Annotated in this window: 13 protein-coding genes; 5 read left to right on the forward strand and 8 right to left on the reverse strand. The window is 60.1% G+C overall.

Annotated features, from left to right (window positions below; all coding sequences use genetic code 11):
* Window positions 1–132 precede the first annotated feature (132 nt).
* On the forward strand, window positions 133–1158 hold the full coding sequence (locus AC1Z36_RS07795; RefSeq protein WP_483561917.1) for a hypothetical protein: 1026 nt from the start codon (window positions 133–135) through the stop codon (window positions 1156–1158).
* Window positions 1159–1183: 25 nt separating this feature from the next.
* On the opposite strand, the gene AC1Z36_RS07800 is transcribed toward AC1Z36_RS07795, so the two are convergent.
* On the reverse strand, window positions 1184–2047 hold the full coding sequence (locus tag AC1Z36_RS07800; RefSeq protein ID WP_105656915.1) for a phosphatase PAP2 family protein: 864 nt from the start codon (window positions 2045–2047) through the stop codon (window positions 1184–1186).
* 80 nt (window positions 2048–2127) lie between these two features.
* Between AC1Z36_RS07800 and AC1Z36_RS07805 the strand changes: the two genes are divergently transcribed.
* The 3 genes from AC1Z36_RS07805 (at window position 2128) to menD (ending at window position 7213) form a co-directional block, all read left to right on the forward strand.
* Entirely contained in the window at window positions 2128–3123 is a 996-nt protein-coding gene (locus tag AC1Z36_RS07805) for an o-succinylbenzoate synthase (RefSeq protein WP_332489063.1), read from the forward strand.
* Between the two features lie 125 nt (window positions 3124–3248).
* Window positions 3249–5366: a PhoX family protein gene (locus AC1Z36_RS07810; RefSeq protein WP_402741099.1), complete on the forward strand. Its 2118-nt coding sequence runs from the start codon at window positions 3249–3251 to the stop codon at window positions 5364–5366.
* A 155-nt stretch (window positions 5367–5521) separates the two neighbouring features.
* Entirely contained in the window at window positions 5522–7213 is a 1692-nt protein-coding gene (gene menD / locus AC1Z36_RS07815; RefSeq protein WP_483561959.1) for a 2-succinyl-5-enolpyruvyl-6-hydroxy-3-cyclohexene-1-carboxylic-acid synthase, read from the forward strand.
* A 70-nt stretch (window positions 7214–7283) separates the two neighbouring features.
* Here menD and AC1Z36_RS07820 read toward each other — a convergent pair whose 3' ends face one another.
* The 4 genes from AC1Z36_RS07820 to AC1Z36_RS07835 form a co-directional block, all read right to left on the reverse strand.
* Window positions 7284–8066, reverse strand: a complete 783-nt coding sequence (locus AC1Z36_RS07820; protein WP_133833593.1) for an amino acid ABC transporter ATP-binding protein — start codon at window positions 8064–8066, stop codon at window positions 7284–7286.
* Window positions 8067–8079: 13 nt separating this feature from the next.
* Entirely contained in the window at window positions 8080–8871 is a 792-nt protein-coding gene (locus tag AC1Z36_RS07825) for an amino acid ABC transporter permease (RefSeq protein ID WP_105656910.1), read from the reverse strand.
* A gap of 98 nt (window positions 8872–8969) precedes the next feature.
* Complete coding sequence (locus AC1Z36_RS07830; RefSeq protein WP_133833594.1) at window positions 8970–9758, reverse strand: ABC transporter substrate-binding protein; 789 nt, start codon at window positions 9756–9758, stop codon at window positions 8970–8972.
* A 166-nt stretch (window positions 9759–9924) separates the two neighbouring features.
* Entirely contained in the window at window positions 9925–11262 is a 1338-nt protein-coding gene (locus AC1Z36_RS07835) for an isochorismate synthase (protein ID WP_483561918.1), read from the reverse strand.
* A 290-nt stretch (window positions 11263–11552) separates the two neighbouring features.
* On the opposite strand from AC1Z36_RS07835, the gene AC1Z36_RS07840 reads away from it, so the two are divergent.
* Window positions 11553–12650: a polyprenyl synthetase family protein gene (locus tag AC1Z36_RS07840; RefSeq protein WP_332489060.1), complete on the forward strand. Its 1098-nt coding sequence runs from the start codon at window positions 11553–11555 to the stop codon at window positions 12648–12650.
* Window positions 12651–12733: 83 nt separating this feature from the next.
* Here the strand turns inward: AC1Z36_RS07840 and AC1Z36_RS07845 are convergent, their stop codons facing one another.
* The 3 genes from AC1Z36_RS07845 to AC1Z36_RS07855 form a co-directional block, all read right to left on the reverse strand.
* Window positions 12734–12904, reverse strand: coding sequence for a hypothetical protein (locus AC1Z36_RS07845; RefSeq protein WP_166650716.1), 171 nt, complete (start codon window positions 12902–12904; stop codon window positions 12734–12736).
* A gap of 183 nt (window positions 12905–13087) precedes the next feature.
* Window positions 13088–13600, reverse strand: coding sequence for an HIT family protein (locus AC1Z36_RS07850; protein WP_133833596.1), 513 nt, complete (start codon window positions 13598–13600; stop codon window positions 13088–13090).
* The gene (locus AC1Z36_RS07855) at window positions 13600–14034 is read right to left on the reverse strand and encodes a hypothetical protein (RefSeq protein WP_483561919.1); all 435 of its coding nucleotides are present in this window, start codon (window positions 14032–14034) and stop codon (window positions 13600–13602) included. The genes AC1Z36_RS07850 and AC1Z36_RS07855 overlap by 1 nt, the downstream gene beginning before the upstream one ends.
* Window positions 14035–14042: the final 8 nt, after the last annotated feature.

Consider the following 14042-nt stretch of genomic DNA (forward strand, 5'->3'; position numbering starts at 1 on the left):
TTCGATCATTTATCAGCATGTCAAATATAGGTTGCTAGAATTGAACCAATTATTATTTCTATGATGGAAATATGTTGGGTTGCTTCCTAGCCGCTAATGACGCGGGCTAGGCAGCAGGAACAGGGGATTGAGATGTCAAAAGCGGGGACCGGAATCAAGAACCGGGCATTCATCTACCTGCTGCTCCTGCTGCCGACGGCCATTGTGCTGGGCGCCTACGCTCTGCTCGCCGGCAAACTGCCGGAAATGACCGCCACTCACTGGAGTTCGACCTATCCGGACGGGTTTACCCGCACCGCGGTGTTTGTTCCCGTCTGCATCGGGCTATGCATTCTTGGTGCCATCACCGGAGTGATTTCCTTGGCGCTGCGCAGCAAACCGGCACTGCTCATGGTGCTGCTCTTCGCCGGCGGGTTGCTCTCCTGGAGTGCAGCTGGCGTATTCGTCGGCTCGGCGGTGCCTACAGCGCTCGCCGAGACACCTGAAACCGCAGTGCTGGGTGGCATGATGGTTGTGCTGATTGCCTGCTCGCTGCTGGGCATTGCGCCACTGTGGGTCAGCGGCATCTACCAGCAATACACCAGGCAATCCGTTGAGGCCCGCCAGGCACGAATTGATGCAGCGCAGGGCATCCAGCGGCCTGTTGCGGCGGGGACACCAGCCATGGCACGGCAAGAATTCAATCAAACGATGGCAGCACCGTGGTGGATGTGGCTGCTATGCCTGGTGGTGTTCGCGGCGCTTTTCATTGCTGTTGCGTTGCCGCTGCTGACCGGTGACAGCCAAGATGGCGACTGGGTGGGCTTCATCGTTGCCATGACCCTGTCGGCCGTGGCGTGCGTATCGATCCTGGGTTTGATCTGGATTCGGGTATCGATCAGGGGCGATCGCTTCCGGGTATCATCAGCGGTCTTGGGGTTCCCGATGCGAACCATCAAAATCGACGAAATTGAATCTGCGACCAGCGAAAAGATCGTTCCCATGATGTGGGGAGGCTGGGGCTGGCGAATCATTCCAAGCGGTTCGGCCATCGTGATGAAAGAACACGAAGGCCTCGTTTTCGAACTCAAGAACAAGAAGCGTTTCGCCGTGACCATCCCGGAATCGCAGCAAGCCGCAGACCTGCTCAATGCCCGCATGGCCTGCGGGAAACAGTAGCGAACAACGTTTCTGGGCCTGCGCACTACTTATTGAAGGTGCGCATGGGCCCGATAACCACCGAGCGCAGCACCAAGCCGGATACCAGCGAAGCGGCCACGACATGGATGATCCCCAATGCCGCGTAGACCAATTGCAGGAACTCCGGGATCTTCTGGATATGCGGGTGCGGCAGGAGGAACGAGAGCCCAATTACCGCAGCCCAGACAACCAGGCTGCCGGCCCCAACTTTCCTCGACCAGGTGCCCTTTGGCAGTTCATGGCTCAGCGGCTGGATGCGCTGGAGCACTACCGAGGCCAAGACCATCCAGAATCCGGCCACCACGAAACCAGCTGCAATGTCACTTGGACGGTGCCAACCGCAGATCAAAGTGGCCACCCCGGTCACCGTCGCAAACAACCACGCGATCGGCTGGACTACCGGACGCAGTTTCGGTGGTGAAACCAGGTACATCAGTCCCATTGCGGCGGCAGCGGCGGTGGTGTGTCCTGAGGGAAAAGAATTTCCTGTGGTGCCGAAGTTGAAATCCGGGCGCGACAAGATCTCGTGCTTGAGCAATTGCGTGCTGCCCGCTGCGGCTGCGGCCGCGATGACCGCCACGATGGCCCGCAGGAAGCGCCGGTCTCGAATCACGCGATACAGCAGGAAAACTGCCGCAATGATGCCGCAGATTGCCGGCAAGAGATTCAGGAATTCACGGATCGGATTAATCAGGTCCGTCCGGGGCCACCATTGCGACCACGCTATGAATCCAGCCTGATCGGCCCATTGCCCCACACGCTGCTGGACGAAAAATACGTATTCGAGGCAGAACAGCGAAATCAGCAACAGCAGAGCCCACCACCACCTGATATGGTGCGGGCGCGCGGATGCTGGATTGCGAGGCATATCTCTAGGGTGTCATATCCGGCACGGGGAACGGCACAGTTCAGGCATGTAACTATGCCCACCCTCGATAAGCTTAGAGCATGAGTGTTGAACTTCCGCCCCTTGAAGATCTGCTGGCAAATTCCCATGTTGTCCGCTTGCCGATGCGTGTGAAATTCCGTGGTGTCACCCAGCGTGAAGCGCTGCTGATCAACGGGCCGGAAGGTTGGGGCGAGTTCTCCGCATTTACCGAGTACGGACCGGCCGAAGCCTCACGGTGGCTAGCCGCCGGAATCGAGGCCGCTTACCAGCCGTTCCCGGAACCGTTGCGCACCAGCATTCCGGTCAACGCCACCTTGCCTGCAGTTGCGGTCAAAGATGTCGGAGCGGTTCTCGAACGCTATGACGCGCCGCACACCATCAAGATCAAAGTGGCAGAAAAAGGCCAGGGGATTGAGCAGGACCTGGCGCGTGTAGCTGAGGCCCGTCGGCTCTACCCGCAAGCAGCGCTGCGCGTGGACGCGAATATGGGATGGGATATTGCCCAGGCGGTCCCGGCCTTGAAGGCCCTGAGCGAGTACGACCTGCAATACGCGGAGCAACCCGTGCCTGGCATTACCGGGCTGGCAGAAGTCCGCGAGCAACTGCGCAACGCCGGCAACCCCTTGAAGATCGCCGCTGATGAAGCGGTGCGGAAGCACACCGACCCCTTGGAAGTCTCGCGGTTGGGCGCAGCAGATCTGATGGTCATCAAGGCCCAACCGCTGGGCGGCATCGGTGCGGTGCTGCAAATTGCCAAGCAAGCCGAACTGGATGTTGTCGTGTCCAGCGCCCTGGATACTTCGGTAGGGCTGGCCCAAGCCGCCGCCTTAGCCAGCGCGCTGCCAGAACTGCCCTATGCCTGCGGCCTTGCGACGGGCACCTTGTTCGCCGAAGACGTATGTGCCGAGCCGTTGCTGGCCACCGCTGGGTACTTGCCGGTGCGTCGCATTGAGCCGGATCACCAGAAATTGGATGGCTTGCGTCCGCAAGAGGCGCGCGTGCGCTGGTGGCTGCAACGCCTGGAGTCCTGTTATGCCGAGCTGACTAGGGGATAACCCCAGGCAAGAATCTATTTCCCCGGCGTTAACCTTTGCGTTGCATTTAGAACACTTCCAAGTGAAAACCTCAGTTCGAGTCATTCCCCTGACAATGAGCCACATACTGAGGAAGTGAGCGGATCATGAATCCAACCCGTACCCTTTTGCCAATGCTGGGCCACACCCGCGGCGGTCGTTCTGCAGCTACTTGCCACTTCAAGTGCGCCGACGCCTGCACCAAGCCAGATTGCAACACTTCGTCCAACGGCTACTTCAAGGACATTGCCGACAAATCGCTCTCCCGCCGCAGCATGCTGGGCCTGGGCGCCGTCGGTGCTTCAGCCCTGGTCATCGGCCCGCAGCTTTTCGGTGCAGCCGACGCTACCGCGGCACCACTGGTTCCAATGAAGCCAGGCAAGGGCGGGCACCTTTCATTCGATGCCATTGAGCCGGTGTCGCGTTCGGTGGATACTGTTTCCGTTCCAGAAGGCTATGACTGGAATGCCATCATCCGCTGGGGCGACCCGCTCTTCAAGAACACCGCGGAATTCGATGCTTCCAAGCAGTCCGCCCGCAAGCAGGCTGAGCAGTTCGGCTACAACTGCGACTACCTGGACATCATTGTCGACAAGTACTCGGGACGCACCGGCGTGCTGGTTGCCAACCACGAATACACCAATGAAGACATGATGTTCGACTCGGCTTGGTTCGAAGCGAACCAGGAAGAAGCCCGCAAGATCGCGATGAACGCGCATGGCTTCTCAGTGGTTGAGGTCAAGCGCAAGAAGAATGACAAGAAGTGGAGTTACGTGCAGGGCGGCGAACGCAACCGCCGCATCACCGCTAGTACTGAATTCCGGGTCGATGGCCCAGCCGCAGGCAGCGACCTGCTCAAGACCGCCGCAGATCCAACCGGTACCAAGGTTCTTGGCACCTTGAACAACTGCGCCGGAGGCACCACCCCATGGGGCACCGTACTCTCCGGTGAAGAAAACTTCGACCAGTATTTCCGCGGTAAGGGCACCGCCGAGGAATCCCGCTACGGCATTGGCACCGCCGCGACCGACCGCGGCTGGGAAGAAAGCGACCCGCGCTTCGGCCTGCACAACGAAGGCTTCGAAAACGAAGCCAACCGTTTCGGCTGGGTAGTCGAAATCGATCCGCAGGACCCTTCGTCCACCCCGGTCAAGCACACCAACCTGGGCCGTTTCAAGCACGAGGGCGCCAACGTTCGCATTGCCAAGAACGGCAAGGTTGTTGCCTACTCCGGCGATGACTCGCGCTTCGAGTACCTGTACAAGTTCGTCTCGAAAAACACTTTCTCCAAGCACGATCGCAAGCACAATATGGGCTTGCTCTCCGAAGGCGACCTGTACGTTGCCAAGTTCGCCGGCAACTCTCCAGCTAGCGAGATCGACGGCAGCGGCGCAGTTCCGTCTGATGGTGCTTTCGACGGCATGGGAACCTGGCTGCCACTGGTGAAGAACGGCGAATCCAAGGTGGAGGGCATGGGCATCGACGAGGTGCTGGTCTACACCCGCCAAGCAGCTGACAAGGTCGGCGCCACCAAGCTGGACCGTCCCGAAGATGTTGAGCCAAGCCCGGTATCCGGCAAGGTCTATGTGGCACTGACCAACAACACCGACCGCGGCAAGGACGGCAAGGAAGGCGCAACCGAGGTCAGCCCACGGGTACGCAACCGCGACGGCCACGTCTTGGAAATCACCGAAGCCGGCAACGACGCCACCGCCGCGAAGTTCACCTGGAACATCTTGCTGGTTGCCGGCGATCCAAATGTGAACGGATCGACCTACTTCTCCGGCTACCCAACGGACAAGGTCTCGCCAATTTCCTGCCCGGATAACCTGGCATTCGATTCCAAGGGCAACCTGTGGATCTCCACCGACGGCGCCCCTGGCACCATCGGCTACTCCGATGCACTGCACAAGGTCACCCTGACCGGCAAGGATCGCGGCCGTGTCGAGCAGTTCCTGGCCGTGCCAACCGGTGCAGAGACCTGCGGCCCGCTGATCCATGACAGGGACAACTCGGTCTTTGTCGCGGTGCAGCACCCGGGTGAAGGCGGCAGTTTTGCCAGCCCTACCTCGCTGTTCCCGGACTTCGTGAAGAACGCAGGAGGAGCCGGCAAGGGCGAGTTCTACGGCCCGCGCCCATCGGTCGTCCAGGTCTTCAAGCAGGATGTGAAGCCGGGCAACGGCAAGGGCAAGGGACACGACAAAGGCAAGGGACACGACAAATAAGTCGGACTAGCCCGCAGTGCAAGGGCGTCGGCAGGATCCTCTCCGGGATCCGGCCGGCGCCCTTTGCCGTTCCAAGTCGGTTGACCGGCACGTCAAGGCATAGACTTGGATCATTGCCTTCAGCTTTGGAATCTAAGGAGTCATGCGGCGTGGGAATGCAGCAACCTGGCGAGCAACGCGCCATCACTACAGCTCGCCATGTGCTCTCCGCCCTGATCAGTGCCGGGATCAGGGATCTGGTGATTTCTCCCGGTTCGCGCAGCGCGCCCTTGGCCTATGCTGCAGCCGAGGCAGAAGCCGCGGGGATCCTGGATATCCATGTGCGCATCGACGAACGCTCCGCGGCCTTCATGGCACTGGGCCTCGCCCAAAGCACCATGCGGCCGGTAGCCCTCGCCGCCACCAGCGGCTCGGCCGTCGGGCAGATGCTGCCTGCAGTAATGGAAGCCAACCACACCGCGACACCACTTCTGGTCCTTTCTGCCGACCGTCCCGATGAATTGCACGGCACCGGTGCCAGCCAGAGCACGCGCCAGAAAACCCTCTTTGGCGAGCACGTTCGTCTGGCCGCCAATGTCCCCGCTGGGGCAGATCCGCAACACGAGGTCCAACGCGCATTACTGGCCTTGGCCGGTGACCAGCACACTGCCGCAGGTCCGGTCCAATTGAATCTGCAGTTCCGGGATCCGCTCACCCCCGCACAGGACGAGAGGATCGAGAGCCAAAGCTGGACGGCAGTTGAGCCGGGGCAGTGGCAGACACACGACCAGCTGGACAGGGCGAGCTTGCCGGTCCAGCAGCTGGAGCCACGCCGGAGCGTTGTCATCGCCGGGCATGGCGCCGGAGAAGAGGCACAACGTTTCGCCCAGGCTATGGGGCTGCCATTATTTGCCGAACCATCTTCTAACGCACGCTTCTCGGCCAATGCCATCGGCCACTACCGTCCCCTGATCGCGGCAGGCCTGGACCGCATTGAACGCGTGGTGCTCTTTGGCCGTCCGACGTTGAGCCGCCCGGTGGGCCAGCTCCTGGCCAACCCGGCGATCGAATCGGTGATTTGGCAGCCTCAGCCGGTGGCCTGGTATGAAGCGGGCCGGCGTCGCGAAACCCCGGTCAGCTCTTGGAGCGAATTGCAGGAGTTCGCCGGCACCGGTGCAAAGGGGTGGCTGGAAGCATGGCAGCAGCTCGATGCCCAGGCCTTGGCCGTGCGCCAGGGCCTCAGCCGCGAATCGGCGATTAACGGGGTAGATGTCGCCGACGCCATTTGGGAACACGCACCAGAAGTTCTCCTGCTTGGCTCATCGAATATAGTTCGCGACTTCGACTTGGCGGCCCGCCCCGCGCCCGGACGAACCATGACCGTGCATGCCAACCGCGGCCTTGCCGGAATTGATGGAACCATTGCCACCGCCTTGGGCCTGGCCCAGGGCGGCAAGCGGCGCACACTGGCGGTAATGGGAGATATCACCTTCGCCCATGACGCCAGTTCGCTGTCCTGGACCCCCGGCGAGGAGCAGCCAATGGTGGATATCGTGGTCTACAACGACGGGGGAGGAGCAATCTTCTCCACACTGGAGCACGGAGCCGTGGATGCCTCGGGCCGCTACGCCAATGCGGTGGAACGCCTCTTTGCCACGCCGCAGCAGCTGAGCCTGCCTGCGCTCGCCGAAGCCTATGGTTGGCAGTACGCCATGGCGGCAAGCAAGGAAGAGCTTAGCGCCATCTTGGCTGCAAGGCAGCCGGCGAACCTGCGCCTGATTGAAGTGCCGGCATCACGGAGCAGCCTGCGCGCGGAGAATCTTGAGTTGAACCGGAAGATCGGGCAGCTTTCCTGGCCAACGACCTAGGGCAAAAGAAATTCCCCTGCCTTGCCCGTCGGCAAAGACGGGCAACGCAGGGGAATTTTTGCAGTTGAACTCAGATATCCACGTGCGTGGGATCGAGCACGCGACGCAGGAAGTCCTGGGTACGTGGCTGCTGCGGATTGCCAATGACATCCACGGCCTTGCCTTCTTCCACCACGACGCCACCGTCCATGAAGAACACGCGGTCAGCAACTTCCTTGGCGAAAGCCATCTCGTGGGTGACCACCAGCATGGTCATGCCCGCTTGGGCCAGATTCTTCATAATGGACAGGACCTCGCCCACGGTCTCCGGATCCAATGCACTGGTTGGCTCATCGAAGAGCATCAGCGTTGGTTCCATGGATAGCGCTCGGGCAATGGCCACGCGCTGCTGCTGGCCGCCGGAAAGCTGGTCGGGGTAGCGATCGCCGAAGTCGCCCAGGCCTACACGTTCCAGATTGCGCAACGCGACCTTCTGGGCGTCGGCCTTCTTGCGCTTGAGCACCTTGATAGGGGATATCGTGCAGTTCTCCAGCACGGTCAGGTGCGGGAAGAGGTTGAACTGCTGGAAGACCATGCCTACTTGCTGGCGCATCTTGTCCAGGTTCACATCGGGATCGGTGACATTGAAGCCACCGACCATAATGGTTCCTCCGTTTGGCTGCTCCAGCAAATTCACGCAACGCAGCAGAGTGGACTTGCCTGAACCGGATGGGCCGATCAGGCAGACAACCTCGCCCGGAGCAACATTCAGGTCAATGCCCTTGAGCACTTCGTTGCTACCGTAGGACTTGCGCAGTCCGGTGATTTCCACGCCCGAAGCATGGACTGAAAGTTCATTGGTGTCAGTCGACATTTTCAAGTCCTATCTATCGCTTGGTCTTGGCGGCGCGGGATTCAAACTTGCGGGCCACCAAGCTCAGCGGGATGGTGATCACCAAGTAGAACAGGCCGGCGACGACCAGCGGGGTGATGCCGGCATCGATTTGCGAGATGCCGTCACGGCCAAACTTGGTCATTTCGTACTGGGCCATCGACGCACCGAGGATGAATGCCAACGAGGTGTCCTTGGTCAGCAAGATGATTTCGTTGGTCATGGGCGGCAAGACGATCTTGAACGCCTGCGGAATCACGATGGTGACCATGGCACGCCACGCTGGCATGCCCAACGAACGGGCAGCTTCGGTCTGCCCCTTGGGCACCGCCTGCAGGCCTGCACGCAGGGTCTCAGCGATGTAGGCGGCCGAGACCAGGCCCAAGGCGCACATGACATTGACCGGCTGCGGCCACTGGGTTCCGAACGCCTGAGGCAAGCCGAAGCCGAAGGCCAATAGGACCAGGATGGCTGGAATACCGCGGAAGAATTCGATAAATGCAGTGGCGAACCAGCGATATGGCGCGAAGGACGCCATTTTCATCAGGGCCAGAAGCAGACCCAGGATGAGGCCGAAGGCGAAGGAGATGATCGTGTAGAAGATCGTGTTCTTCAGACCGACCAAGATCATGCCAGGGAACATCGGTCCCAATTTGTCGAAGGAGAAGAAGGCATAAATGGCCTTGTTCCAATCAACGGCCAAGACCAGTGCGATGATCGCGATGATGAAGATGGCGATTTGAATGGTCTTGCTCATGCGGGCGCGCTGACGTGTAGTCATTGCCATGCTTGATTGCCTCTCATAAAGGAAGCGGAAGCTGGACTGCCAACCTGTGGGTGCAGTCCATGCCCCCGCTTGCCTTGGAATCAGTTGATGCTCGAGAATTACTTCTCGCCGAACCACTTCACAGTCAGTTCTTCCATGGTTCCTGCATCGGCCAGCCGCTTGAGGGTGCCATTGACCAGTTCCAGGGTCTTGGGCTGGTCCTGCGGAACTGCAATGCCCAGCTGCTCGCCGGTCTTGAAGTCGGCCACGACGCTGAAGCCGTCCTTATCCTTGATCGCGTAGCCCAATACCGACTGGTTGCCCAGCAACGCATCCACTTGGCCAGCCAGAAGTGCCTGGGTTTGCAAACCGGCATCCTCGAAGCCAACGATGTTGCTCAAGCCCTGTTCCTTGGCGTACTTCTCGCCGGTGGTGGCCTGCTGGACGCCGACCTTCTTGTCCTTGGCGGATTCAAGATCCTTGATTTCAGAACCGTCAGCCGAAATCAGCACCAGATCGTCATCCATATAAGGGGTGGAGAAGTCCATCTTGGCCGAACGCTCTTCGGTGATCGATACCGAGGAGATCGCGATATCGCACTGGGTGCTGAACAGGCCGGATTCAATGGAGTCGAAGCTGGCGTCGATGACGTTCAGATCCAGTTCTGCATCCTTGGCAATCTCGGCAGCGATATCCATATCGAAGCCGACGTTCTTGCCGTCCTTGACGAATTCGAATGGTTCGTAAGGAATGTCTGAGCAAATGGTGAGTTTGCCTTCGTTGAGCGGGAAGGAACCAGCTTCGGCTTCACCTTCGGAACTGGAGCCGGAACCGCAGGCGGTGAGAGCCAGCAGTGCAACGGACGTGACGGCAACAGCGGAGGCGAACTTCTTCTTGAGACTACGCATAGGATCAGAACCTACTTTCGGGTTATGCGAGTGGATCAGTGCGTAGCCACAATCATAACCGGGGCAACACTAGGCTGAGATTCACCTCACACATGTCGCGTCGAGGCTAAGTATTATTTATGCTCAGTGCGATCCTAGCGGCCTTGATCCGCTGTGCAGCCTGCGCCTACTCGGCTCCGAGGGCTTGGCGCATGGGGCGCATCTTCGCCCATGATTCGGCTAGTTCATCCTCGGGCACCGAGCCCGGAACAATGCCGCAACCCGCGTACAAGCGCATCAGCTTTTCGTCTTCCAGGATTCCGCCACGCAGCGCGATGCCGAATTCGCCATCGCCACGGCTGTCAACCCAGCCCACGGGGCCGGCATACGGTCCGCGGTCCATGCCTTCCAGCTCGCGCAAGAGCACGCCAGCCTTCTTGGTCGGCGTGCCGCACACGGCAGCGGTCGGATGGAAAATCTCGGCAACATCCAGTGCGGTAGGCAGAACGCCGGCGGCATCGGCGCGCAGCTGGGCGCGTACGTCGCTGGCCAAATGCCAAACATTGGGAAGCTGCAGAATAAAAGGTTCTTCCGGCGCGCTCATGCCGTGCGAAATGGGATTCAGGGAAGCCGTGAGCGAATCTATGGCCAGCTGGTGCTCGTTGCGCTGCTTCGGATCTTCAAAGAGGTTGCGGTGCGCGAAACCGGGGTCCTCAGCGCCAGTGGCCGCGCGGTCCAGCGTGCCAGCTAATACGCGGGCCTCGGCCAAGCCGTCGGTAACGCGCACCAGCATCTCCGGGGTAGCGCCTACCAGGCCGTCCACTGAATAGGTCCAGCAATTGCCATAGTGCTCGGTCAGCGCATCGACCACGCGGGCAAGATTGATCGGGGTGGAACTATGTGCCAACACATCGCGGGCCAGCACCAGCTTGGAAATTCCGCGTTCCTCGAAACGGCCCAGCGCCTGATCCACGGCATCAAGGTAGGAACCGGCGGTCAGCTGCCCGCTGGTCAGTTCGATGCTGCCCGGTTCGCTCGCTGGCAACGACGCATCGGCCATCGCGGCTTCGGCGCGGGCCAAGGCCTGCTGGTAGGTCAGCCCGTCGAGTTCCTCTGCGCTGCCGGTGATGGTAATCCAGGACTTTTCCTCATCGCGACCGATCACCAGCTGCGGGATCACCATACGCGATTCGAAGACGCTGGTGAAGGAGAACGCAAAAGAACCGAAGGACACCAGGCCGCTGCCGGGGCGGGCGATCGGGTCAATGATCTGTGCCTGTTCGATGACCTGTTCAAGCCAGGCGCGGGCACGTGCAAAGCGCTCTTCGCCGTGGGTGTGCAAGCGGGCCGCAGTGCCAAAGCCAACCAGACCGTGGCCGTTGCGGGTCCAGACCAAGCTTCGGTGACGCAATGAGTCGGCAACTAGTGTTTCGGGGGCATCAAGGTATTCAAAGGTGATGCTGGTGAGAACAGGAGCCGACGGCTGATGAGCGCTGGCGCTAAGAACGGGCGAATCTGCAGACATGATAAGGCTAAGCCTACCGCGCAATGCCGGGGGAAAAGGCTTGCGGGTGTCCGTGGTCACCCCTGTGAGATCGGCCGGGTCTGGTGAGAAGTGCCGGGGGAACCCGGTAAACTCTAAAACGACCTCCTAGGTCGCTGGTACCAGACCGGTATGCCCGGTCTGGCCATGCCAGCAATGTGCAGTGGAAAGCATCGGCTAGAGTGAAGAGATGTTTGCGTGCATCTTGCAGGCAGATTGCCTTCGCATACCGCGATGGCCAACCCGATGAAAGATAAGTAAGCCGTAGAACAGTGACTGATTCGAAGAGCAACTGGACCGCAGCCGGACACGACGTGTCCGACTCGATTGAGCTGAATCCTGAAACCGCTGCATTAGCTGCGGCCATCAATCTTCCCTCGGGCTTCGCTTTGCTGGCCGAGGACCCGGACTTCGGTCCGGCTATTTCCATCGGCATGGCAAAGGTGGAGAAGCTGCTGCGCGACGCGCTGGCCAACTCCGACCCCTTGATCGACGCATCCAGCCGCCACCTCGTTGAGGCCGGAGGCAAGCGAGTGCGTCCGCTGCTGGTGCTGCTGACTTCCCTGCTGGGCGACGGCGTGAATGACGATGTCATCAAGGCCGCTGCCGTAGTGGAACTCACCCACCTGGCAACCCTGTACCACGATGACGTCATGGACTCCGCTCCAATGCGCCGCGGTGCACCAACAGCTCACGAGGTGTGGGGCAACTCGGTGGCGATTCTCGCCGGCGACCTGATCTTCGCCCGTGCATCAGTCTTCGGATCCGAGCTGGGCCCAGAAGCAGTCATGTGGCAGTCGCGCACCTTCGAGCGCTTGTGCCTCGGACAGCTGCATGAATCCATCGGCCCGCGCGAGGGCGACGATGCCATCGAGCACCACATCCAGGTAATCAGCGACAAGACCGCGTCGCTGCTCTCCACCTCCGGAGCCTTCGGCGCCCGTTTCGGTGGCGCCCCGCAGTACATTGAGGTACTGCGCGAGTATGGCGAAAAGGTTGGCGTTGCCTTCCAGGTCGCCGATGACGTGATCGACTTGGCATCCACGGAAGCCGACTCGGGCAAGACTCCGGGCACCGATTTGCGTGAAGGCGTGCCGACCTTGCCAATTCTGCTGCTGCGCCAGGCAGCAGCCGAGGGCGACGCGCAAGCGCAGCAGGCTGTCGAACTGGTTGATGCGGACCTGGCCACCGATGAAGCACTGGCGGCCGCTGTGGAAGCTGTCACCTCGCACCAGGCAATCCATGATGCATGGAAGGCCGCACGCCAGTGGGCCGATGACGCGATTGCCGTCTTGGCTCCACTGCCCGAGGGCACCGTGAAGCAGGCGCTGATTTCCTTCGCGGATGCGGTTGTTACCCGCGAAGCCTAGGCAAGCTTGAACAAGCAAAACCCCGGAAGACTGCGAAGGTCTTCCGGGGTTCTGTTTTGCCCGCGGCTGCTGCCAGATCCCTGCTAGAGCTGGTCGTTGCAGTTCTGCCCGTCGTCGGTCGACGCTTTACTCCCAGGACGATTCTTGCTGGCGGTAAAGAATCTGACGGCGAGAATGACCAGGCCAATGGCCACAAGCGCCGGGATGATGTAGAAAATAATCAGTTCGTAGGTATTCGGGACCAGGGGATTCATGTCTTCATCTTATGAAGGTCCTGACAGATGCAGTACCACCTCAGTGATGATATTCCTGTAAACCGGGAGCATGGCCCTAGTGCTGAGCGGAAAATGCCTGAGGTCTCCCATAAGTGGCGAGCGGGCCCCGGCAACGAATTCTCGTTCCCGGGGCCCGCTCGCGCCAGCGTCATGCCCTCGTGCTTATCGGACGATGTTCTCCGGGACCAGCGGCTGCGGATGCTCGGGGGAAAAGAGCGCTTGGCGCAGCTGCTGCGCTTTGCCGGCCCGATCCTGGATCGATACCCGGTGGCGCAGCTGCCGATAGAGCTCGTCATCGGCGTAGCGCGGGAAAACGTGCTGATGGTAATGCCAAACATGCTGATTGCCCGCAGGCTCATTATGCTGCCGAGTGCTCGTGCCCTCGGGATTCCAGGCGAGCTTCATCGCCAAGGCAACGCGCTTGGTCTCCCGCATGATCGCGGCGCCGGTCTGCTCGTCCAGATCGTAGAGCGCTTCCAGATGCGCGGTCGGAATGATCATCACGTGCCCGCCGTAATTGCCGAACCCATCACAAGCCATGATTGCTGCCACCAGATCTGTCTGGTAGATCAGATCCGTGGGCGCGCACAAGTTGTCCAGGCTGAAAGGCTGGTCGTTGACCAGCTCGCAGAAGGGACACTGGTAGTTGGCTGGTTCATGGGAACGGTGGAGCACTAGTCCTCCAATTCGGCGGCCAGCTCTTCAAACACCCAGGTGTACATGTCCAGGGTGAATTCGCTGAAGGTGCCTTCCTCGCTGGTCCATTTTCCCTTGGCATTGCTGCGGCGGTAGACGATTGGATCCGGAACATTGAGCTGGGATGCCTTGAAGCCCCACACGAACTTCTCTTCCTCATCTTCCAGGAACAGGAGGTAGCCGTCTTCGATTTCCAGTTCTTCAGGGTCGAAGAAGTAGTGGTAGGCCTCCATGAAATCCTCATTGTTGCCCAGAGCACGATAGAACTCTTCAAGGACAAATGGAATTGAAACCTCGGACTGCGCCAGCCCTTCGCGCAATTCTTCGGCGCTCAAGCCATCGGCTTCGTTCCACTGGTCTTCCAAGTACTTGGGAACCAGGGAACAGAACTTCTCTAGAAACATGTCTGCCATGTCTTTAT

The sequence above is a fragment of the Glutamicibacter sp. BS14 genome (assembly GCF_056934375.1).

What these genes read in the sequence shown, in the direction of transcription:
- AC1Z36_RS07830 (WP_133833594.1), bottom strand. Translation starts at nt 9,758, where the DNA reads ATGCGTAGTCTCAAGAAGAAGTTCGCCTCCGCTGTTGCCGTCACGTCC.
- AC1Z36_RS07795 (WP_483561917.1), top strand. Translation starts at nt 133, where the DNA reads ATGTCAAAAGCGGGGACCGGAATCAAGAACCGGGCATTCATCTACCTG.
- AC1Z36_RS07835 (WP_483561918.1), bottom strand. Translation starts at nt 11,262, where the DNA reads ATGTCTGCAGATTCGCCCGTTCTTAGCGCCAGCGCTCATCAGCCGTCG.
- AC1Z36_RS07825 (WP_105656910.1), bottom strand. Translation starts at nt 8,871, where the DNA reads ATGGCAATGACTACACGTCAGCGCGCCCGCATGAGCAAGACCATTCAA.
- AC1Z36_RS07820 (WP_133833593.1), bottom strand. Translation starts at nt 8,066, where the DNA reads ATGTCGACTGACACCAATGAACTTTCAGTCCATGCTTCGGGCGTGGAA.
- menD (WP_483561959.1), top strand. Translation starts at nt 5,522, where the DNA reads ATGCAGCAACCTGGCGAGCAACGCGCCATCACTACAGCTCGCCATGTG.
- AC1Z36_RS07855 (WP_483561919.1), bottom strand. Translation starts at nt 14,034, where the DNA reads ATGGCAGACATGTTTCTAGAGAAGTTCTGTTCCCTGGTTCCCAAGTAC.
- AC1Z36_RS07810 (WP_402741099.1), top strand. Translation starts at nt 3,249, where the DNA reads ATGAATCCAACCCGTACCCTTTTGCCAATGCTGGGCCACACCCGCGGC.
- AC1Z36_RS07845 (WP_166650716.1), bottom strand. Translation starts at nt 12,904, where the DNA reads ATGAATCCCCTGGTCCCGAATACCTACGAACTGATTATTTTCTACATC.
- AC1Z36_RS07800 (WP_105656915.1), bottom strand. Translation starts at nt 2,047, where the DNA reads ATGCCTCGCAATCCAGCATCCGCGCGCCCGCACCATATCAGGTGGTGG.
- AC1Z36_RS07805 (WP_332489063.1), top strand. Translation starts at nt 2,128, where the DNA reads ATGAGTGTTGAACTTCCGCCCCTTGAAGATCTGCTGGCAAATTCCCAT.